Origin of the sequence: Intestinicryptomonas porci (assembly GCF_033971905.1) — a bacterium.
GTDB classification, from domain to species: Bacteria; Verrucomicrobiota; Verrucomicrobiia; order Opitutales; family Intestinicryptomonadaceae; genus Intestinicryptomonas; species Intestinicryptomonas porci.
Genome location: NZ_JALBUT010000007.1, coordinates 131,966 through 152,051, shown reverse-complemented (window position 1 = coordinate 152,051; position 20,086 = coordinate 131,966). Strand labels below are relative to the sequence as shown.

Sequence of the window (20,086 nt, the reverse complement as noted above, 5' to 3'; positions counted from 1 at the left end):
TTTTTTTATAAATTTTGGGAGCAAATATAAAAACAAGTTGTCTAAATTTATTTTAAGAGGATATGAATTTTTTAATTTTTATAATTATTCCATTGCTTATCGGGCTTTATGCGCAAGCAAAAGTTTCGGGCGCGTATTCAAAAAACGTTCAAATACGCTCGCGAAGGGGCATTACGGGCGCGGAAGCCGCGCGCAGGGTAATGAGCTCCGCAGGCATTGACGATGTCGATATAGTCGAAATCGAAGGGCATTTGACAGACCATTACAACCCGACGAACAAGACTCTTGCGCTTTCCCGCGAAAATTACAGGGGTACAAGCCTTGCCGCCTTGGGCGTCGCGGCTCACGAAGCGGGGCACGCTATTCAGGATAAGGAAGCCTACGCGCCGCTTAAAACTCGCATGGCGTTGGTGCCAATAACACAGCTTGCAAGCTCTATTTTGCCAATAGTTATTTTTGGCGGATTTGTGCTTTTTGGCGGGGCAAGCGGAATTTTGTGCATGGAAATCTGCATAGTGATTTATTTGATTATGACGGTCTTTCAGCTTGTTACTTTGCCTGTCGAATACAATGCGAGCGCGAGGGCTAAGGCTCGACTTCAAACCTTAGGCATATTGGACGAAGACGAGATGTACGGCGTAAACGAAACTTTGGACGCCGCCGCCCTCACATACGTTGCGGCATTTGTATCCTCTTTGGGCTGGCTTCTTTACATGCTTGCAAGCCGCCGCGATTAGGGCAGGTAAATTTTTTAAGATTAGGTTATAAAAAAATCGCAAAGTTTACTCTTTGCGATTTTTTTATTGGAAATCTTCAGCGGCGAATAGTTTATCTATTATCTCTTCTATTATTCTGCCTTTTGGGTTTACGTCTTCTCCATCTTCAGTAAACCCGACTTTCATTAATAAATCAGTTAATTTATCACTTAAATCCATTGCTTGCTGCATTGTTAGTTTTAAACTTCTGTCCCTCGCATTGGTTCAAATTTAAGCGTGCTTTGAATAATGTTTAAATATTCAATTTCGTCTTTTGTAAAAATAAAATTTAAAGTAGTTAAATTGTCTCTCATAATCTGCAATTTTTTCGCCGTATGTCGTTAATCTATACAAAAAAAGCGGCTTGGCAATAGCCAAACCGCCCAAATTGCGATATTCCAACCAAATTAGATGTTGTAGAATTTGCCGCCGTAGATTGCGTTTTCGCCCAATTCTTCTTCGATGCGGAGAAGCTGGTTGTATTTTGCAACACGGTCTGTACGGCTCATAGAACCTGTCTTGATTTGACCCGCATTTGTGGCAACTGCGATGTCCGCGATTGTGGCGTCTTCTGTTTCGCCCGAACGGTGCGATACAACCGCCGTATAGCGCGCTTCCTTCGCCATTTCGATAGCGTCCAAAGTTTCGGTGAGTGAACCGATTTGGTTTACCTTTACCAAGATTGAGTTTGCAACGCCTTTTTCGATGCCCTTCTTCAAGAACTCAGTGTTGGTTACAAAGAGGTCGTCGCCAACGAGCTGTACGCGGTCGCCGAGAGTTTCGGTGAGGAGTTTCCAGCCTTCCCAGTCGTTTTCTGCGCAACCGTCTTCGATTGAGCGAATCGGGTATTTGTCGCAGAGGTCTTTCAAGAAGTCAACCATTTCCTTGGAGGATTTCTTGGAGCCGTCTGATTTTGAGAAGACGTATTTCTTTGAGTTTGCGTCGTAGAATTCGGAAGAGGCAACGTCGAGAGCAAAGAAAATGTCTTTGCCGAGCTTGTAGCCTGCCTTTTTAACGGCTTCGGAAATAACTTCGAGCGCGTGTTCGTTGCTCTTCAAGCTGGGGGCAAAACCGCCTTCGTCGCCAACCGCGGTTGAAAGACCCATACCCTTCAAAACGCTCTTCAAAGAGTGGAACACTTCCGCGCCCATTCTTACAGCTTCGCTGAATGTGGGTGCGCCAACCGGCATAATCATAAATTCCTGGATGTCGATGGGGGCGTCGGAGTGCGCGCCGCCGTTCATGATGTTCATCATGGGAACGGGCAATACTTTTGCGTTTGGTCCGCCCAAGTACTTATAGAGTGGCTGACCCAAGGAAATTGCCGCCGCCTTTGCGATTGCAAGCGATACGCCCAAGATTGCATTTGCGCCGAGCTTTGCCTTGTTCTTGGTTCCGTCGAGAGCAAGCATGAGCTTGTCTGCGCTTACCTGGTCTGTCGCGTCCAAGCCGATAAGTTCGGGGGCGATGATTGTGTTTACGTTTTCAACCGCCTTGATTACGCCTTTGCCCAAGAAACGCTTTTTCGCGTTAAAGCCTTTGGGGAAATTCTTGTCCGCCAATGCTCCGTCGCGCAATTCGAGCGCTTCAGAAACGCCTGTTGATGCGCCGGATGGCACAGCAGCGCGGCCGAGTGAGCCGTCTGCGAGTTCTACATCGACTTCAACTGTCGGATTGCCGCGGGAGTCGATGATTTGTCTTGCTCTGATATCTACGATTGTTGTCATATTTTTACCTTTACAAAAAAATGGTTTTCAAGTTTAAGCAAAATTACTTCCGATGTTCTTTTATCTGTGTGATTTGTCAACAAAATAAGCGTTTTTTTGGGATATTTATTTTTTTGTTTTAACTTTTGCTAAGTCTTGCAAAGAGATATTGCGCCTTCTCTGAAATCGTCTTTTTTGCCTTTTCGATTTCATTTTTTCGCATTTGTATGTTTTCGTTTGCGACTTTCGAGAGGTCGGAGAGGTCGTATAAAAATATTCCACCAAGCTTGCCGCAGGATTTTTCAACGTTGTTTGGCACGGCGAGGTCCATCAGGAAAATCGGCTTGCTTTTTCTGTATTTTTCGGCGGCTTTAGCGATTTCCATATTTATGATGTGCTCGGCGTTTGAGAGGGCGAAAATTGCGATGTCGAATTTGCCGAGTTCTTCCGCGACTCTGTCAAAGCCTATTGCGCTTCCCTTGACGTCGTCGGAGAGGGATTTTGCGTTTTCCCATGTTCTGCTTGAAACAGTTATGTTTTCCGCACCCCTTGCGCAGAGTGCCTGGGCGACGCTTCTGCCGACTTCCCCTGAGCCCGCAAGCAAAATCTTGGTTTTTGAAACGTCTTCAAATATTCTTGACGCAACTTCCGCAGCAACCGCTCCTATTGTGGTGTTGCCGCTTCCTATTTCGGTGTTTGTCCTAATCCATTTTGCGCACTGTATCGCCTTTTGTATTACGCGGTTTAGAACAGACTTGCAGTAGTTTTTTTCAGAGGCGAAAGCGTACGCTTTTTTGATTTGCCCCAAGATTTCCGTTTCCCCGACCATTTGGGATTTTAGCCCCGAAGCTGTTTCAAAAAGGTGGATTATCGCGTCTTTGCCTTTGAAAATTTTTGCGCTTGCCAAGAATTTTTGGGGTGGCCGCACTCCGTTTAAAGTTATCGCGCCAAGGCATGCGTTAAATGTTTTTTGGGGAGAGCCCACTGCGAAAACTTCAACGCGGTTGCAAGTCGAAAGCGCGAAAATTTCGTTTATTCCAAAGTTATTTAGCGCGTTTTCGCAGGCTTCTTCAAGGAGCGTTCCCGAAAGCGAATATTCGGCTATCATGGAGGCGTCGCATGTATCGTGCGCAATTCCGATTGAAAATATTTCGCAGTCGGGCGGCATAATCAGTATTTTGGCATCATTGAGCTTATTGCGTCGCAAAATTCGAGCAGCTTTTCGTTTTTGCCGACAAATTTTGCTATTGCCGCGCGCGCCTTTTCTACTTCTTTTTCGTATATTTCGGCGCACTTTTTAAATACGCCGTTTTCCGACATCATTTGGCGCAAGTCTTGCGGGGAATGGCTCTTTAAATTTTTTGAAAGTTTCGCGCTTTCTCTTTTGGGCAGAGTTTTCAAAAGAATGATTACAGGAAGCGTCTGCTTTTCCGATATGAAATCAGTGCCCGCCGTTTTGCCCGACTGGCTTTCCGCCATGTCCCAGTCGCAAATATCGTCGTACATTTGGTATGCCCTGCCGAGGGCTTTGCCCGCTTTTTGCGCGGCTTTTGCCCATTCCGACTGCGCTCCGCATTCAAGGCTTGCGCCCAAAAAGCACGCAAATTCAAAAAGAGATGCGGTTTTGCCTTCGATAATCGAAATGTATCTTGCCATGTCGGTTTCGCGATTTAGGGCGAGAGTCTGCATTATTTCGCCCTGCGAAAGCGTCTTTACAACGGCTATCGCCCTTGATGAAACTTCGGGTGCGTTGCCGTCAACTGAAAGCCCCATTGCATGCGCGAAAATCGCGTCTCCAAGCAAAATCGCCGTTCGCGCGCCGAATTTCTTGAAGATTGTCTCTTCGTCGCGCCTCAAATCGGCATTGTCGATTACGTCGTCGTGAATCAAGCTTGCAAGGTGTATCAGTTCCACCGCCGCGGCGCGTTTTTGCAGCTCTTTGTCGGAATATTTTTTAGAAGGGGCGGATGAATAAACCAAAAGCGGGCGCAAATATTTGCCTTGCGGCTTTATGCATTCCGCCGCCTGTTTGCGCACTTCAACATCAAAGCTTGCCGCCTGCTTTTTTAGATATGACTTCAATTCGGAAATGTGCTTTTCAAAGCTTTCCGCAAATTTTTCAAATCTGGCGTTTTGGTATTTCATTATGCCTCTTACAAATAAAATAGTTTCTCATATTGCCGAAATTTTACAATTAAAAAAGTTGAAAATACGACTATTTTTCTTTTGATGAACAATATGCAGGATAATCCGCTATATTCGATATTGATTTTCTTTGTCGGCGCATTCTTTTTCAAAATGTGGCTCGATGACGCGCGTCGCGGCGGCAATTCTCCGCGCTCTTTCCCGGGGGCGGGTTTTGCAAGTTATCCGATTTTAATTTTCGGCTCTTTGGGCGCATTGCTGATTTTGGCGATTGAAACCGTTTTGGAGTGCCGCCTCGGATTTTCAGGGGAGCAGAGCGAGGTAAAATTCTGGGCTGTTTTTGTCTGGATTTCGGCGGCGGTGACAGAAGAAATTATTTTTAGAGGCTACATCGTCATTCAAGGCAAGGGCAGGGCGGTGCTTTATGCGGGGATTTTTGCCGCTTCGGTTTTGTTTGCGCTCTGCCATCCGTTTTTATGGGATTACACGGCTGAAAGCGGCTTTCAGGCAAATCTGACGGGGAAGGCTTTTTTCAGCACGGCGTTTATTTTTGCAAATTCGCTATGGCTTTATTTTTTGCGCTTTAATTGTTATAACAAGACGCGTTCGCTTTTGCCGTGCATGGTTGCCCACGCTGCGTACAACATAGGCGTCTTTGCGGTCAAGACATTTCAGGGTTTCGTTGTTTGGGAATTTTAAAATGGCGGATTTTTTGAAAAGAGGGGCTTTATATCTTGCGCCGATGTCGGGATATACTGACGCGGCGTTTAGGGAAATTGCCATGGAAAACGGCGCAGATGTCTGCGTGAGCGAGTTTGTACATGCGCGTGCCGTTCTTTCAAAAGCCCCCAAGGTCTTGGAGAAACTGCGGATAGACGTTTTGGCAAGACCCTGCGGAATACAGCTTTTTGGCGGGGATGAATTTGAAATGGCGGATGCCGCAAGTTTTGTCGAGGAATACGCCAAACCTGATTTTATCGACATAAATTACGGATGTCCCGCTCCCAACGCCGTTGACGCGGGGGCGGGTTCGGCGCTTTTAAAGAATGTTCCCAAAATGGCGGAAATCGCAAAAAAAGTTAAAGGGGCTTTAAAGAAAATTCCGCTTACCGCAAAGATGCGCACGGGATGGGGGGCTGAGAGCGTCTTGCCGAGAGCGGCGCTTGAGCTTGAAGAGGCGGGAGTGGAAGTTTTGGCAATCCACGGCAGGAGCAAAAACCAGGGCTACAAGGGAGATGCGGACTGGACTTTGATTGAGGAAACTGCCAACTGCTTGAAAATCCCCGTGATAGGCAACGGTTCTGCTGAAAAGTTGACTGCTTCGGAATTGCAAGAAAGCGCGTGTTTCGGCTTCATGGTCGGCAGGGCGGCAGTGGGAAATCCTTGGATATTCAGGGAAATCAAGGCAGGGTTAAACGGGGAAGATTTTATTCCTCCGACTGCCAAAGAGCGCGTTGAAACCGCTCTAAAATATCTTGAAAAATCCCTGCAAAACCAGGGCGATGATTCCTTAAAGGCAATCCGCGCAAACTTGATTGCCTTTATGCGCGGGCATGGCGGATTTAAAAAAATGCGTTTGGCTCTTGCAAATTCCAAAACAATCGAAGATGTTTACATGGTGTTTAAAGGTTTTTTGAATGGGTAGGCTTTTAATATTTTTGTTTTTGGTTTTAGCTTTTGCGCCCGCGTTTTCCAAGGAAGCGCAGTCGGACTTTGATGCGGGCGTGTTCGCCTATGCCAATGAAGACTTTAAGACCGCAAAGGAGCGTCTTTTGAAAGTCGGGCAGGCAAACGACGCAAAGAGCCGCTTTGCGGATTTTCTGCTTGCTATGATAGCCGCAAAAGACGGAGACGCCGCTCTTGCGCGTTCGAAGTTTGAAAGGTGCTTCAAAAATTTGCCTGAGGGCAACGAGTTGAATTTGGCAAAGAATTTTGCGGCGTTTTGCGACATCAACGGATTTTTCGAGTATGAGGTAGAACTTCTTGAGCCGTTTTACAAAACCCACAGGGAAATTGTCTTGTCAGACAGCATGCTTGCGTGGCGTTTTGCAAGGGCGTTAATCGAGCGCGGAAAAAGCGAAGAGGCGGGGGAAGTCTTAAAGGAATTGTGGCAAAAATATTCTACCCAAAAGAATGCGGACGGGGTTGATAAAATTTTGTTCGACGAAAGGGCTTGTTCGCTTTTGAAAGATTTTGTCGCGGGCGAAAACGGCGGCGGCGCGGCGTCTGCGAGGGCTAAAATCATAAGGGGAGAGCTTGAAGGGTTGAAATTGCCGGAAGACGCGGGAATGGGGCTTGTACTAAAATTCTTGCAGCTAAAAAAAGAAGTCGGCGAAAGCGACTTGGACAGGGCACTTGAAGAAAATTCAGAGTCTGAGTTTGCGTATGAGGCGTGGTATGCGCTTGCCGTAAACATGTTTGAAGATGGGCAGTATGAAATCTCTCATTCGATGGCGGCTCGCGCACTCAGCCTTGCGCCCGATTCTCTTGAAGACACTTGGAAAATTTACATTCTCTCGGGGGACTGCCTTCGTTTCCAAAAAAAATACAAGGAGGCGCGAGAGGAATATCTAAAAGTTTCCATGAACCGCAAAATGCAGGGCAAGCCCGCCGCGGAGGCGATTTACAAATGCGGGCTTTCGTATTTTGAGGAGGAAAAATGGGCGAACGCCTACGAATGCTTCCAGCGCGTTTTCATCGCCTATTTCGGATTTGAGGAGTGGTCGTCGCCATCGTACTATTACGGGGCTAAATCTCTGCTTGAATTGGGGGACAACGTGGGGGCTAAAAACATTCTCCGCGAATATTTGCGCCACTCTAAGCGTCAAGATTTGCCAATGTACCATAAAAACGCGGTTCTTTGGTCTAAAATAAAACTGAACTAAATATGAAAATTTTGGGGCTTGATTACGGACACAAGAGAATAGGGCTTGCTTTTGCAGACGAGCTTGGCGTCGCATTCCCGATACCTGCCGCGGTCGAAAACAGCGTCGAGGCGCGCCTAAACCACATCGCCCTTGAAATAGAGCGCAGAAAGCCCGATATGCTTCTAATCGGCTATCCCTACAACATGGACGGCTCCGCAAGCCAAAAAATGAAGGAAGTCGATGCTTTCATCGAAATTTTGAAGTCGAGATTTTCCCTGCCTGTCGATACTTCCGACGAGCGTTTAAGCTCTTTTCAGGCCGAGGCGGATTTGGAGGCTTTCGCTCCTAAAAAGTCGCGAAAAAAAACTGTTGCGGCGCGCCAAAAATACAGAAGAAGCGGCGATATCGACAGCCGCGCAATCGCAATAGTCTTGCAGGACTACATTGATAACCGCCCCGCGTAAATTATGCCTAAGACACGATTTAAATGCCATTGCGCCTACGACGGCACCGATTTCAGGGGCTGGCAAAGCCAGCTTTGCGGCAACACCATACAGGATTTCATAGAGCGCAGGATTTCCGAAATTTTTTCAGAGAAAATACGAATACACGGAAGCGGCAGAACGGACGCGGGCGTCCATGCAAAGGCGCAGGTTTTTCATTTCGACGCCGAGTGGGCGCACTCCGCTGAAAACTTGCAGGCGGCTTTGCGTTCAGGGCTTCCCGCGGGAATACAGATTTTTAAAGTGTCCGTTGCCGATGTCGGCTTTCACGCAAGGTATTCGGCGCAAGGCAAGCGTTATGCCTACAATATTTTCGAGGGCTATGCGCCGCCTTACAAGTCCAGATACTTTTGGTCCATGCAAAGGCGCAGGCTCGATATTGAAAAGATGAACGACGCGGCAGAGGTCTTGCTTGGCGAGCACGATTTTACGGCGTTTTCGGCAAACAGGGGTCATGAAGAGGACAATCCCGTGAAAACTCTGCGGGTTTTGAAAATCTCGAAAAAGGGGCGCGAAATAAGGCTTTTGACGGAAGGCAGCGGGTATTTGTACAAAATGGTGCGCATAATCACGGGGGCGATGGTCGATGTCGGTCTTGGGAAGCTCTCGAAATCGGATATAGAGCGCATTTTGGAAGGGAAAAAGCGCACAAACGCATTCCAAACGGCTCCCGCTTGCGGGCTTTTTTTGGAAAAGGTCTTTTATTGAATCCGATAAAAATTTTGTTGCGGAAATTTGCGGGAAAATGCAAAATATCCTTTAATAAATGATATATTTCATATTGACAGTTTTTTTCACCCTTGCGGTGTCGGCTTTCTGCTCGCTTTTGGAGGCGATGGTCTTAAGCACGAAGCCTTCTGAAATCGAGCAGCTAAAAAAAGTATCTAAGAGAAGGGGCGAGCTTTTGGATTTGTTCGTAAAGCAGATTGACCGCACAAGCTCTGCAATCCTTTCCTTAAACACAATAGCAAACACTTTCGGCGCCACTCTCGCGGGCATTTTGTTTGCGACGCACTTGTCGAAGTATTTCCAGTCGGACATATATTCAAAATACGCCTTTCCCGCGTTGCTTACCATCGCGATTTTGACTTTTTCGGAGATATTCCCGAAAAACATAGGCGTTTACTACCGCGCTTCTTTGCAGCCTTATTTCATATATCCGCTCTATTGGGTAAGGGTTTTGATGTATCCGTTTTCAATTTTCATGAGCAAGCTGCTTTCAATGATAACGCGCGGAAGGCAGGTCAACAGTTCAAGCGACGACGAAATCAAACTGCTTGCCGAAAAGGGGGCGAAAGACGGTTTTCTTTCAATCCAGGAAAAAGAGCTTATTTCAAACACCCTGACTCTCGACGACACTTACATTTCGGAAATAATGACGCCGAGAACGGTAATCGCGGCTTTGGACGAATCGCAGACGGTCGGGGAAGTTTTGTCGAGCGGCAAGGCTGTGCCTTTTGCCCGTATGCCCGTGTATAGGGAAACCATCGACAACATTGTGGGAGTCGTGCGCAGGCGCGACCTTCTGCTTGCCAAGGCAAACGACGAATATTCGCGCAAGGTCGGGGATTTTGTTAAGGAAGTCGCCTTTGTCCCCGAAAACGGAAGCTCTTTGAGCGTACTTCGCCAGCTCATAAAAAAGCACCAGCATTTGGGAATTGTCGTTGACGAATACGGCTCCCTTACGGGCGTTATCACTCTTGAAGATATTTTTGAGCATCTGCTTGGCTCTGAAATTTTTGAAACAGACGACATTGCTGTCGATATGCGCGAGCTTGCCTTGCGCCGAAAAAAAATGAAATCTAAAACTCAAAGGTAGAATTATGGACGGGAATTCGGAAAGCAACGGGCATAAAAGCGGCGAAGTGCGCCGCGCTCTGGTTTCTTTAAAAAAGCTAAACGAAGTCGTAGGCAAGCTTCCTTCTCCCGCTGAATTTGAGGATAGGTCAACGACTGTCAAAGTCGGCTCCGTAAACATGAAGTTTGAAAAGATAAGATTTATAGGTTCCGACGGAAAAGCGGAATTCAGGTGGTCGTATTCTTCAAGAATTGTAATATAAGGTTATGGGCAGGTTTTTTGTTTTAATAATTGCATTCTTTTTGGTTTCTTGCGAAAGCGTCGAGGAAGACGCGCGCAACACTCCGATAGGCAGCGTCGTTTCGGGAAAGACTAAGTCGGTTGAAAACTATGTCGAGCGCGTCAAAAATCAAAACAGGTCGGAAAATCGGGACGTCTGGCGGCCCGTTTCAAGCGAGCGTTTTTAGCATGAAGCGCGGATTTTTTTTGCTTGAATTTGACGAGCTTGCCGAAATTTTATCTTCGGCGGGCTTTCGCGCTTTCAGGGCAAAACAGGTTTGGGAGGGCGTTTACAAAAAAAAGATTTTCAGCTTTTCCGAAATAACAAACCTGCCTGCGGATTTGCGGAAATTTTTGTCGGATAATTTTGAGATAAAGACAGCATTGCCGCAACGCAAGCGCACTTCTTTGGACGACACGGGCAAATATCTCTTTGAGCTTTCGGACGGATATTTTATAGAGAGCGTGCTTTTGGAAGCTCCCGAAGGCGAGGGGGACGAACTCCGCAAGACCCTGTGCATAAGCACGCAGGTGGGGTGCGCGCAAGGGTGCAGGTTTTGCGCATCCACCATGCGTGGCTTTAAGAGAAACCTCGATTCTTCCGAAATCGTTTCCCAGCTCCTTCCGTTTGTGAAAAACGGGGAGTTTGAGTTTGAAAACATTGTCGTTATGGGCATGGGCGAGCCTTTGGCTAATTTTGAAAATGTCGTGAAGGCCCTCTATATAATAAAGGACCGTTTCGGCTTCGGCGCGCGCCGCATAACGCTTTCTACCTGCGGAATTGCCGACAAGCTGAAAGAGCTTGCCGAAATGAAATTCCCTTTCAGGCTCGCGATAAGTCTGCACGGGGCTTCAAACGATGTCAGGGAAAAAATCATGCCTGTAAACAAACGCTTTCCGCTTGAAGTTCTCCTGCCCGCCGCAAAGGCTTTTGCAAAGTCTAACGGAAGAATGATTACCTTGGAATATATTTTAATCGACAAGGTAAACGACAGCTTTTCTGACGCAAAATTGCTTTCGGACATAGCAAACTCCCTGCATGCCCATGTCAATTTGATACCCTACAACAGGGTAGAGGGCTTGGATTGGAAAAGACCAAGTTCCGACAGGCGAAAAGCGTTTTTTAATGCCTTGAAGTCGAAAGGCGTGTCGTGCACGCTGCGCAGGGAAAAAGGTTCGGACATAGAGGCGGCATGCGGGCAGCTTGCGCTAATCGCGGAGCGTCAAAAACTTGAAAATATGTAGGCTTTTGCGTATTTTGCCTTTTGCGGGGAGGGTGTGCGCATGAAAAAAAGATAAAAAAATCGCTTGCAAAAAATATGCAAAAGTACAATATTTAATTTCAAACAAAGACGCCTGTTATTGCGCAGGCGGATTTTTATTCATTTTCTATAATAAACATTAACAATCCCAATTAAATAAATGAAAAGTAAGTTATTAAAGGTATTGGCTATCGCCGCAGTTGCGGCTTTTGGCTTTGGCATTGCATCAGCGCAAGAAGCTGCTCCCGCCCCTGAAGCGGCAAATCAGACGGCTGCGGACGCCGCCAAGAAAAAGCCCGGCGAACCCGAAAAAATTGCGGGTAAATCCCTTATGGACATGTGGAAAGCGGGCGGTATGACAATGTATCCTCTTGCTTTGTGTGCAATCGCGTGTATTTCTTTGGCTATCGTAAATGGAATTTCAATGCGCTCCAAGAAATTTGCAGTTCCCGCAGACGTAAATGAACTCAAAAAGCTTTTGAACGAAAAGAATATCGACGGCGCAATCGAATACTGCGAAAAGCATCCCACTCCCTTTACAAACATCTTGGGCGCAGGTCTTTCCCGCGTAAACGACAAGGAAATCGACTGGGAAGCCATTGAGGTTGCTATGGAAGAATCTTCAATGCAGGAAATGGCGTCTCCCTACGTCATGGTAAACTATTTGGCTCTTATCGCGTCAATCTCCCCGATGTTGGGTCTGTTCGGCACGGTTACGGGCATGGTTAAGGCATTTAACACTATTGCCGCCGAAGGCGCGGGTTCTGCGCAAAAGCTCGCAGACAACATTTCCGAAGCTCTCATCACCACTGCGACGGGCATGATGGTTGGTATTCCCGCAATGTTGGGCTACTTCATTTTCAAAAACCAGTATGGCAAGGTCGTTTCGGGGTTAAGCTCTGTTGTGGGCGACGTTTTGTATGTATTTAAGATGTCGTCTAAATACGGTCCGCAGGACTTGGGTTTGGACGCGGTTGAAGCTCCCGCAAAAAAATAATTTTTCAACGGCAATTTTAAGTTTGTAAAATGAAAATTAGGGCACAACAAGATGAAGATACGGCATTTGAGCTGACGTCAATGATTGACGTTGTGTTCCTGTTGATTGCCTTCTTTATGACTGTTACAAGTTTCGCTTCCGCGGAGCTTGTAAAAGTCCAGATGCCGATTGCGGCGGAATCCAAAGTTCCCGAAGACAGTCGCGACAGGCAGTTTATCTCCATCGACAAAGAGGGGAACTACTTCTTGGGCGCGCGTCCTTCAAATTTGGATGAAATTGAAAACGCATTGGCAGCTCGCATTGCAAATCCCGATTTCAAGGGCGTTTACTTGCGCGCTGACGAAGCAACCCATTACCGCTTTGTAAGCGAAATTATGAAGAGGTGCGCCAATGTCGGCATATATAACATAATATTTGGTGTGGAGCAGCAGTAATATGGCACAAAGAAAGAAAAAAGGATTGGCGCTCGACAACGATAGTTTCAGCTTGACTTCGATGATTGACATCATCTTCTTGCTGCTCATTTACTTTATGTATTTGCCAATTCAGCAAGAAGCTGACATGACAGTCCAGTTGCCTATTCAGACGGAGCCTACGGAAACAACCACCTTGCCGAGCGAGCAGGTTGTTTTGATTAAGCCAGACGGCAGTATATTTCTGAACGGTTCTTACATTGAAGACGCTCCGATTTTGAAGGCTCAAACGGAAAACAAAACTCCTCCGCACGAATTCACTTCGCTTGCGACGACTTTGACCCGTTTGAAGAAGGCGAATGACGGCGGCGGCAGAATGACGGTTGTAACAATCATTCCCGACGGAGATGCTCCGCACCAGGCGTCAATGTTTGTTTTGAGCGCGTGCGCGAAGGCGGGCATAAAGCAGGTGTCGTTTTCAGACGCGATTTAAGCTAAAAGGTTTTTCAGATTTTCCAAGGCGCATTTTTTTACAATGCGCCTTTTTTATTTCTTTTTTATCTTGACATATTTAATAAGTTATTATCCTGTATTATCAGTTTTTATTAAAAAATAATAAAATAATCTAAAAATGAAGAGTGAAAAAGAAAGACAGTTTGAAGAGTTTGAATATCTGTTTCCCACAAAGCAGGAATGGTTCAGCCCTAAGGAAGTTGGAGAAATAATAGGCAGAAGCGACCAGTTTGTGCGAAACAGCTTCCACAGTGGAAAGATAATGGGCCATCAAGGCAACGGTTGCGCCCCGAAGGGCTATGAAAAGCGCGTTTACATGCTGATTCATAAAACAATGCTCCAGCTTTATCTTTTGGAAACGGCAAATTACACGTCCGATTTGTTCATGGAAAGGCTTTTTGCCATTGTTTCAAGGTGCTCGCAGTTTCAGCTTTTCAAATTGGAAAAGTTTTTAAAAGACATTTTGTATTCTAAGAGGCGTTAAAAAGAGTTGAATTTTGGCGTTAAAAGGAGTTTTATTTTTAATAATGAAACCATTTTTTAAGCAGGAGCAGAAATTGTGCGAAATGCGGATAACGGATTGTTTGCGCAAGCTGGACGCGGGCTGTTGCGGTTTTGAATTCTACGAAGAGACCGACAGCACGAATTTGCGGGCAGTGGAATATCTGAAAAATGGAAAGACTCCTTTTGCGATTGTCGCCGCGCACCAAACGGACGGAAAGGGAAGATTTGACAGGTCTTGGCGGGATTTTTCGGGTCGGAGCATCTGCATTACCTGCGGTTTCGGATTGAAAGGCGTGTCCTCCGAAACCGTGGAAAAATTTTCCATTCTTGCAGGCGTAAATGTTGCTTCAACCCTTTCAGATTATTGCAAATGTCGGCTGAAAATAAAGTGGCCGAACGACATTTTCTTTGAAGGCAGGAAATTGGGCGGAATGATTGGGCAATGCTTTCTCGAGGGCGGAAAACTTGATTCGATGATTTTCGGCATAGGCGTAAATTTTGGCAAAATAAATTCTTTTGACGGCGGAAATCCTGTTTCAATGGAAGAGTGCGCCAATGCGGAAATCGAGATAAACGAGGCGTGCGCGCTTGTGGTAAATTCCGTTTTTTCGGCTTTTAAAACTTTGTCGGAAAATCCCGAAACGGATATTTGCAAAATTTTTGAGTCGTTTGATTTTTTGCGCGGAAAAGTTATTTCCGTAAACAATTTCAATAATGTCCTGAGGGGCGTCGCCGCAGGGGTCGATTCCAAAGGCAGGCTTCTATTGGAAACGGAAAGCTTGGGAACAGTTGCCTGCGGAGCGGGTGAAACCACGATTTTGAAGGATTTCAAGTGAAGATTTTTACGATAGATATCGGCAACACGCATACACATTGCGCCTTGGTTGAATGCGGAAAAGTTTTGAGCGTTTCAGATTTCGACACCTCTGCATTTGCCTGCGATTTCAATTTTTCGGGCTTGAAGGGCGGGGGTTGCGGTGTTGCATGGTGCTCGGTTGTTCCCAAAATAAACCCGAAAATATCGGAAAATTTTGCCAAGTTTGGCATTTCAAATTTTCAGCTTTCCTCGAAAAATTCCCCTATGCCCTTTGACGTAAAAAATCCGGAACAAGTGGGGCAGGACAGAATCGCGGCGGCAATCGGGGCTGGGAAATTTTTTGAGCCGCCGTACATAGTAGTTGACATGGGAACTGCAGTCACCATTGATTTGGTTGACAAATTCGGAAGATATGCGGGGGGGGCGATTGCCCCGGGGCTATACGCTTTTACCGCGTACTTGTCGGAAAAAACCGCCCAGTTGCCTATGATAAATCCGAAAGATGCCGATTTTAATCTTGTGATAGGCAAAAACACGCTCGAAGCCATGAATGTCGGGTGCGTCAAAGGCTTTTGCAAGCTTGTTGACGGCATTATCGGCGACTTCGAAAAAAATTTTTTTGGCAAATCCGCCGCTGAAAAGACAATTTTTACGGGCGGAAGCGCGGGTGTTTTGCCCGAAAACTGGATTGCGGGCAGGCTTGTCGAGCCGAGCCTTGCAAACATCGGGCTTGCAATGGCATTTGAAATGGTTTCTAAATAAATACATATCATGAAAAAATTATCTATCATAATGATTGCGGCGGCGTTGGCTTTGTCGGCTTATGCCGCAAATACGGATGTTTTGAAAGACAAGTCGAACTTTTCCAAAGTGGAACTGTTTGCCGAGGACAGCGTATTTTCAAATCCGCAAATAAATGCGGAAGTTGTAAAGGCTTACGAGACAAATCCCGACGCTTATTCCGACAAGGAGCTGTTTCCCGTCGCAATTTGTTATATGACTTTGCACCGACCCGAAAAAACAAAGGCGATGCTTGAAAAATACATTGCCTCCTCTCCGAACGACGCAAAGGCGATACGCACTTACGCCAATATTTTGGCAGTTTTCGGCGATTTTGAAAACGCACTGCCAAACTTCAAAAAATCCTACGTGCTCGGCGACAAGGAGTCTGCCAAGCTCATCGCTTTAATTCTTTTGCAGACGAATAGAATTGACGACGTAAAGGAATATTTGCCCGAACTTTCGGAATTCGCAAAGACGGATTTGGGGGTATTGAACATTCTGCTTTCGTACGCCTACCGCAACCAGAATAATAGGGATGTGGAGCTTGCAAAGCGTTCCATAAACGCCGCTCAAGCGGGAGAAATGCTGAAAAATTCCTCTCTCGACACCTTCTTGATGGCACTTAATTTATATATGGTCGAAAAGGGTGTCTGGAATGCAAATGCGCTGATTTTGCCGGCGAGGGGGGCGATGTTGAGCGGACATTGGGGGCTTGCTCGCTCTTTGTATTCGGAAATACTCGAAGCAAATCCGAGCAATATTGACGCCTTGAAGGGAAAGAGCATAGTCGAGTTCAACTTGGGCGGAATAAACGAGGCTTCAGCCCTGCTTGACAAAATTTTGGCGTTGGGCGACAAGTCGGTCATAAACGACGCGATGGAGCTTTTTATCGTTTCAAAGAACCAGGGCATCTTTGAAAAGTACAAAAAGAATTTTGAAAACTTCGACTTTTCGCCGAAAGTGCGCCTTGCGATGCTTGGGTTTGCCGCCAACACAGAAGGAAGGGCGGACATGCTCTTTATGGCTTTGAGCGGCGAAGGCGTCAAGCCTCTGCTTGAAAACGAGCGCATTGCAGGCGAGATAAAAACGGTTTTGAAAAAATATGAAAGCGATCCTCGCTCAAAGGAATTTTTGAAAAAACTTTCAAAGTAAATGTACCAGCCCAAGAAAAAAAAGAAGACGGACTATGCCGCGCTCAACAGCCCGTTTATGAGAATACCCAAAATGAGGGTCGAGGCGGCGAGGGCGCTTCTCGACCTCAAATTCAAGGAAATCTACGAATTGAAGGGGCGCGCGCCGGAAGCCATTTTTGAAGACTTGAAAAAAATTCGCATAAAAACCGATCCGGATATATTAAACTATTTTAAAATCGCAGTTGATTTTGCGGAAAAAGAAGATGAATAAGGAAGATAAATTGATTTTGGGAGGCAGGGAATTTTCTTCCCGCCTTTTTGTGGGAACGGGAAAATTCTCGTCAAACGACGCCATGAAGCTCGCTCTCGATTCTTGCGGGGCGTCTCTTGCGACAGTCGCCTTGAAGCGCGCAAATCTCGCTTCGGAGCACGATGAAAGCGCAAACATTTTGGACTATCTGGATTCGTCGAAATATTTGGTTGTTCCAAACACTTCGGGCGCAATGAATGCCGAAGAAGCGGTGCGCATTGCGCGTCTTGGGCGCGCGGCGGGTCTTGGAGATTTTGTGAAACTTGAAGTCCATCCCGACCCTAACTATCTTTTGCCCGATCCCGTTGAAACGCTGAAAGCGGCTGAAATTCTCGCAAAAGAAGGCTTTAAGGTTATGGCTTACATGAATGCAGACCCCGCGCTTTCAATGCGCTTGCAGGATGCGGGCGTTGCCGCCGTCATGCCTCTTGGTGCGCCAATCGGCACTAACAGGGGTATTGAAACCCGCGCCCAGATTGAAATCATAATAGAGCAGGCAAAAGTCCCCGTCGTTGTTGACGCGGGCATAGGAATGCCGTCACACGCCGCGCTTGCAATGGAAATAGGCGCGGACGCGGTTTTGATAAACACGGCAATCGCAATCGCAAAAAATCCTGCGGAAATGGCTAATGCTTTTGCAAAAGCGGTTGAAGCGGGCAGGAGCGCATATCTTATGGGGGCGTCTTGCGCGGTCTCCTTCAAGGCGTCGGCAACAAGCCCTCTTACTGGTTTTTTGAACGGATAGAATATGGGTTTTTTTGAAGAGTTTGACCCCGCCCAAGCCTTGTCTTTGGCGGAAATTTCAAGAAATTCGACCCGCGCCGACGTCGGGAGGGTTTTGTCGAAGTCGGGCTTGAAAAGTATTGAAGATTTTGCGGTTTTGATTTCTCCTGCCGCAGATTTTTATTTGGAAGACATGGCTCAACGCTCGTCTCTTATAACGGAGCGCAATTTTGGCAAGACAATCAGGATGTTCGTGCCACTTTATGTAAGCAATGTGTGCGTGAATAATTGCAGGTACTGCGGCTTTGCCAAGCGCAACAATATCGAACGCAAAACCCTGACGTTGGAAGAAGTCAGGGCGGAGGTTGACGCGACTTACAAAATGGGGTTTCGCTCAATTTTGCTTGTTGCGGGAGAAAGCCCCAAGCTCGTGAACTTGGGCTATATGGACGAGTGTATAAAAATCGCGGCTAAAAGATTTCCGTCCATTTCAGTAGAAATTGCGCCGTCTCCTGTTTCGGTTTACAAAAGTTTTGTCAAAAACGGCTGCGAGGGGCTTACTGTATTTCAGGAAACTTTCGACAGCGAAGTTTACAAATACATGCATCCGTCGGGTCCGAAATCCAACTTCAAGTGGCGTCTTGGAACTCCCGAACGCGCCCTCGAAGCGGGAATGCGCGTAGCGGGGCTTGGCGCGCTTTTCGGATTGAACGACTGGCGGTATGAAATTATTTCATGCGCAATTCATGCAAAATATCTTTACAGGAATTTTTACAGGGCAAGGATAGGCATAAGCCTGCCGCGAATGAGGCCCGCCGCGAGCGGCTTTCAGCCAAATCCCGAATTTGTGCCGACAGACAGGGAGCTTGTGAAAATCATTTGCGCTTTAAGAATTGTTTTCGAGCATCTTGCAATCACCGTTTCCACAAGGGAGCCGCGCTATTTGCGCGACGGCCTCGTAGGTCTTGGCGTAACTCAGATGAGCGCGGCAAGTTCTACGCGCCCTGGCGGATACGCCGAACATGAAACGGCGGAAGGGCAGTTTGACATCGATGATGACAGGTCTGTCGAAGAGTTTGCAAATATGATAGTTTCAAAAGGTTACGAGCCTGTTTGGAAAGACTTTGATTTGGGCTTTATCGAACAACAATCTTGACGGATTGCGGTTTTTTTGCGATTTTTACAATACCGCGGAATGATTTATACAGATTTAAACAAAGGTGTGGATGTAGGCTCGAGCGCGCATTTGATAGAGCTTGACGGCATACGCGTGCTTGCAGACTGCGGAATGCACCCGAAAAAAGTCGGCATTGAGGCGTTGCCCGATTTGAACGCGGTATTGGACGACACTTTGGATTTTATCGCTATTTCCCATGCGCATCTCGACCATGTCGGAGCTTTGCCGATAATTTCGCGAAGGCAGAATTTCGCCTCAATTCTTGCAAGCGAGGTTACTTCCGACCTGTCTTTGAGAATGCTTCGCAATTCGCGCAATGTTATGGTTCGCCAGCGTGAAGAGCTTGGCATTGCGGAGTATCCCCTGTATTCTTTTGAGGACATCGACGCGCTTCGCCCAAAAATTCTGCCATTTGGCTTTAACCGCCCACGGGCGTTTGAAGTCGAAGGCAAGAGGGTTGAAGTCGAATTTTTCCAGTCGGGGCATATTCCTGGGGCTTCGGCGATTTCTTTCAGGACTTCAAAGCAGTCTGTTCTTTATACGGGCGACATTTCTTTTAACGCCTCCCAGCTAATAAAGGGTGCAAACATTCCAACTCGGAAGTATGACGTTTTAATAATGGAAACCACGAGGGGCGAGCGCGAAAGAAGCGAAAGCTATCAGGACGAGTGCGCGAGGTTTATCGAAAGTGTTGGCAGGGTTTTGCGCGATGGTGGCAGCGTTCTTGTGCCCGCGTTTGCGCTTGGCAGAATGCAGGAAATTTTGCAGCTTGTAAAAAACGGCAGAAAAAGCGGGCTTATTCCCTCTGAATTTCCCGTATTCGCGGCGGGACTTGGCATAGACATTTCTGAATACATGCTAAGGCAGTCCCGAAAGAACGCCGGGGTAAGTTTCGACAAAACCGCTTACGAGTTGATTCAGCCGTTCAGGGATGAAATCGTGCCCGCGAAAGATTTTTCCCAAAAGGGAATTTATGTTTTCGGAAGCGGAATGATGGTTGAAAACACTCCGAGTTACGCTGCCGCGGCGGCTATCATGGACCATCAGGAAAATGCCATCTTTTTTGTAGGATACTGCGATCCCGACACTCCCGGGGGAAGGCTTTTGAAGAAGGCTAAGGGCGATGAAACATTCGTATTCCAAAATTTGGGCTATATTGCGCGCGTAAACTGCAAGGTTGACAAATTCGATTTAAGCTCGCACGCCGATAGGGGCGAACTCATTGACTTTGCACTGAGGTGCGATCCGCGCGTAATCGTTTTGACCCACGGTTCAGAGGAATCGAGAAACTGGTTTATGGACGAGCTTCTCGACATCGCCCCGCATATCGGTGTTGAAATAGCATCTCCCTCGGTTTCCGTGGAACTTTGACAAAAAGTCTTTCATCTTGACTTGACTTAG

The 20,086-nt window shown here is 46.8% G+C and carries 25 protein-coding genes; 21 read left to right on the top strand and 4 right to left on the bottom strand.

The annotated features are described in order from the left end of the window. Positions 1 to 62: 62 nt before the first annotated feature. Positions 63 to 737, top strand: coding sequence for a zinc metallopeptidase (locus tag MOX91_RS07205; protein ID WP_370397411.1), 675 nt, complete (start codon positions 63 to 65; stop codon positions 735 to 737). Positions 738 to 800: 63 nt separating this feature from the next. Here the strand turns inward: MOX91_RS07205 and MOX91_RS07200 are convergent, their stop codons facing one another. The 4 genes from MOX91_RS07200 to MOX91_RS07185 all read right to left on the bottom strand — a co-directional run bounded on the left by MOX91_RS07200 (position 801) and on the right by MOX91_RS07185 (position 4,606). Then, entirely contained in the window at positions 801 to 947 is a 147-nt protein-coding gene (locus MOX91_RS07200; RefSeq protein WP_370397410.1) for a hypothetical protein, read from the bottom strand. A gap of 215 nt (positions 948 to 1,162) precedes the next feature. Beyond that, on the bottom strand, positions 1,163 to 2,482 hold the full coding sequence (gene eno / locus MOX91_RS07195) for a phosphopyruvate hydratase (protein ID WP_370397409.1): 1,320 nt from the start codon (positions 2,480 to 2,482) through the stop codon (positions 1,163 to 1,165). Positions 2,483 to 2,600: 118 nt separating this feature from the next. Beyond that, the gene (hemA, locus tag MOX91_RS07190) at positions 2,601 to 3,629 is read right to left on the bottom strand and encodes a glutamyl-tRNA reductase (RefSeq protein WP_370397408.1); all 1,029 of its coding nucleotides are present in this window, start codon (positions 3,627 to 3,629) and stop codon (positions 2,601 to 2,603) included. Between the two features lie 2 nt (positions 3,630 to 3,631). Continuing rightward, complete coding sequence (locus tag MOX91_RS07185) at positions 3,632 to 4,606, bottom strand: polyprenyl synthetase family protein (protein ID WP_370397407.1); 975 nt, start codon at positions 4,604 to 4,606, stop codon at positions 3,632 to 3,634. A gap of 93 nt (positions 4,607 to 4,699) precedes the next feature. Between MOX91_RS07185 and MOX91_RS07180 the strand changes: the two genes are divergently transcribed. From MOX91_RS07180 to MOX91_RS07085, 20 genes are all read left to right on the top strand, one after another. After that, positions 4,700 to 5,305, top strand: coding sequence for a CPBP family intramembrane glutamic endopeptidase (locus tag MOX91_RS07180; protein ID WP_370397406.1), 606 nt, complete (start codon positions 4,700 to 4,702; stop codon positions 5,303 to 5,305). A gap of 1 nt (position 5,306) precedes the next feature. Further along, complete coding sequence (locus tag MOX91_RS07175) at positions 5,307 to 6,251, top strand: tRNA dihydrouridine synthase (RefSeq protein ID WP_370397405.1); 945 nt, start codon at positions 5,307 to 5,309, stop codon at positions 6,249 to 6,251. Continuing rightward, entirely contained in the window at positions 6,244 to 7,491 is a 1,248-nt protein-coding gene (locus MOX91_RS07170; protein ID WP_370397404.1) for a tol-pal system YbgF family protein, read from the top strand. Before MOX91_RS07175 ends, MOX91_RS07170 begins: the two co-directional genes overlap by 8 nt. 2 nt (positions 7,492 to 7,493) lie before the next feature. Next, entirely contained in the window at positions 7,494 to 7,937 is a 444-nt protein-coding gene (gene ruvX, locus MOX91_RS07165) for a Holliday junction resolvase RuvX (RefSeq protein ID WP_370397403.1), read from the top strand. Positions 7,938 to 7,940: 3 nt separating this feature from the next. After that, on the top strand, positions 7,941 to 8,684 hold the full coding sequence (gene truA / locus MOX91_RS07160; RefSeq protein ID WP_370397402.1) for a tRNA pseudouridine(38-40) synthase TruA: 744 nt from the start codon (positions 7,941 to 7,943) through the stop codon (positions 8,682 to 8,684). Between the two features lie 58 nt (positions 8,685 to 8,742). Continuing rightward, positions 8,743 to 9,795: a hemolysin family protein gene (locus tag MOX91_RS07155; protein WP_370397401.1), complete on the top strand. Its 1,053-nt coding sequence runs from the start codon at positions 8,743 to 8,745 to the stop codon at positions 9,793 to 9,795. A 4-nt stretch (positions 9,796 to 9,799) separates the two neighbouring features. Next, on the top strand, positions 9,800 to 10,036 hold the full coding sequence (locus MOX91_RS07150) for a hypothetical protein (RefSeq protein ID WP_370397400.1): 237 nt from the start codon (positions 9,800 to 9,802) through the stop codon (positions 10,034 to 10,036). Between the two features lie 4 nt (positions 10,037 to 10,040). Next, entirely contained in the window at positions 10,041 to 10,241 is a 201-nt protein-coding gene (locus MOX91_RS07145) for a hypothetical protein (protein ID WP_370397399.1), read from the top strand. 1 nt (position 10,242) lies between these two features. Next, complete coding sequence (gene rlmN, locus MOX91_RS07140) at positions 10,243 to 11,298, top strand: dual-specificity RNA methyltransferase RlmN (protein ID WP_370397398.1); 1,056 nt, start codon at positions 10,243 to 10,245, stop codon at positions 11,296 to 11,298. Between the two features lie 177 nt (positions 11,299 to 11,475). After that, on the top strand, positions 11,476 to 12,312 hold the full coding sequence (locus MOX91_RS07135; RefSeq protein WP_370397397.1) for a MotA/TolQ/ExbB proton channel family protein: 837 nt from the start codon (positions 11,476 to 11,478) through the stop codon (positions 12,310 to 12,312). 29 nt (positions 12,313 to 12,341) lie between these two features. Beyond that, positions 12,342 to 12,746, top strand: a complete 405-nt coding sequence (locus MOX91_RS07130; RefSeq protein WP_370397396.1) for an ExbD/TolR family protein — start codon at positions 12,342 to 12,344, stop codon at positions 12,744 to 12,746. Position 12,747: 1 nt separating this feature from the next. Beyond that, complete coding sequence (locus MOX91_RS07125; protein WP_370397395.1) at positions 12,748 to 13,218, top strand: ExbD/TolR family protein; 471 nt, start codon at positions 12,748 to 12,750, stop codon at positions 13,216 to 13,218. 138 nt (positions 13,219 to 13,356) lie between these two features. Continuing rightward, on the top strand, positions 13,357 to 13,722 hold the full coding sequence (locus MOX91_RS07120; protein ID WP_370397394.1) for a hypothetical protein: 366 nt from the start codon (positions 13,357 to 13,359) through the stop codon (positions 13,720 to 13,722). 43 nt (positions 13,723 to 13,765) lie between these two features. Then, positions 13,766 to 14,578, top strand: coding sequence for a biotin--[acetyl-CoA-carboxylase] ligase (locus MOX91_RS07115; RefSeq protein WP_370397393.1), 813 nt, complete (start codon positions 13,766 to 13,768; stop codon positions 14,576 to 14,578). Next, complete coding sequence (locus MOX91_RS07110) at positions 14,575 to 15,321, top strand: type III pantothenate kinase (protein ID WP_370397392.1); 747 nt, start codon at positions 14,575 to 14,577, stop codon at positions 15,319 to 15,321. Before MOX91_RS07115 ends, MOX91_RS07110 begins: the two co-directional genes overlap by 4 nt. 9 nt (positions 15,322 to 15,330) lie before the next feature. Beyond that, entirely contained in the window at positions 15,331 to 16,494 is a 1,164-nt protein-coding gene (locus MOX91_RS07105; RefSeq protein ID WP_370397391.1) for a hypothetical protein, read from the top strand. Next, a complete protein-coding gene (locus MOX91_RS07100; RefSeq protein WP_370397390.1) occupies positions 16,495 to 16,746 on the top strand; it encodes a helix-hairpin-helix domain-containing protein in 252 nt (83 codons plus the stop codon). After that, positions 16,739 to 17,530: a thiazole synthase gene (locus MOX91_RS07095; protein WP_370397389.1), complete on the top strand. Its 792-nt coding sequence runs from the start codon at positions 16,739 to 16,741 to the stop codon at positions 17,528 to 17,530. Before MOX91_RS07100 ends, MOX91_RS07095 begins: the two co-directional genes overlap by 8 nt. Before the next feature lie 3 nt (positions 17,531 to 17,533). Then, complete coding sequence (thiH, locus tag MOX91_RS07090) at positions 17,534 to 18,664, top strand: 2-iminoacetate synthase ThiH (protein ID WP_370397388.1); 1,131 nt, start codon at positions 17,534 to 17,536, stop codon at positions 18,662 to 18,664. A 39-nt stretch (positions 18,665 to 18,703) separates the two neighbouring features. Beyond that, positions 18,704 to 20,056 (top strand): MBL fold metallo-hydrolase, encoded by a 1,353-nt coding sequence (locus MOX91_RS07085; protein WP_370397387.1) that lies wholly within the window; start codon positions 18,704 to 18,706, stop codon positions 20,054 to 20,056. Positions 20,057 to 20,086: the final 30 nt, after the last annotated feature.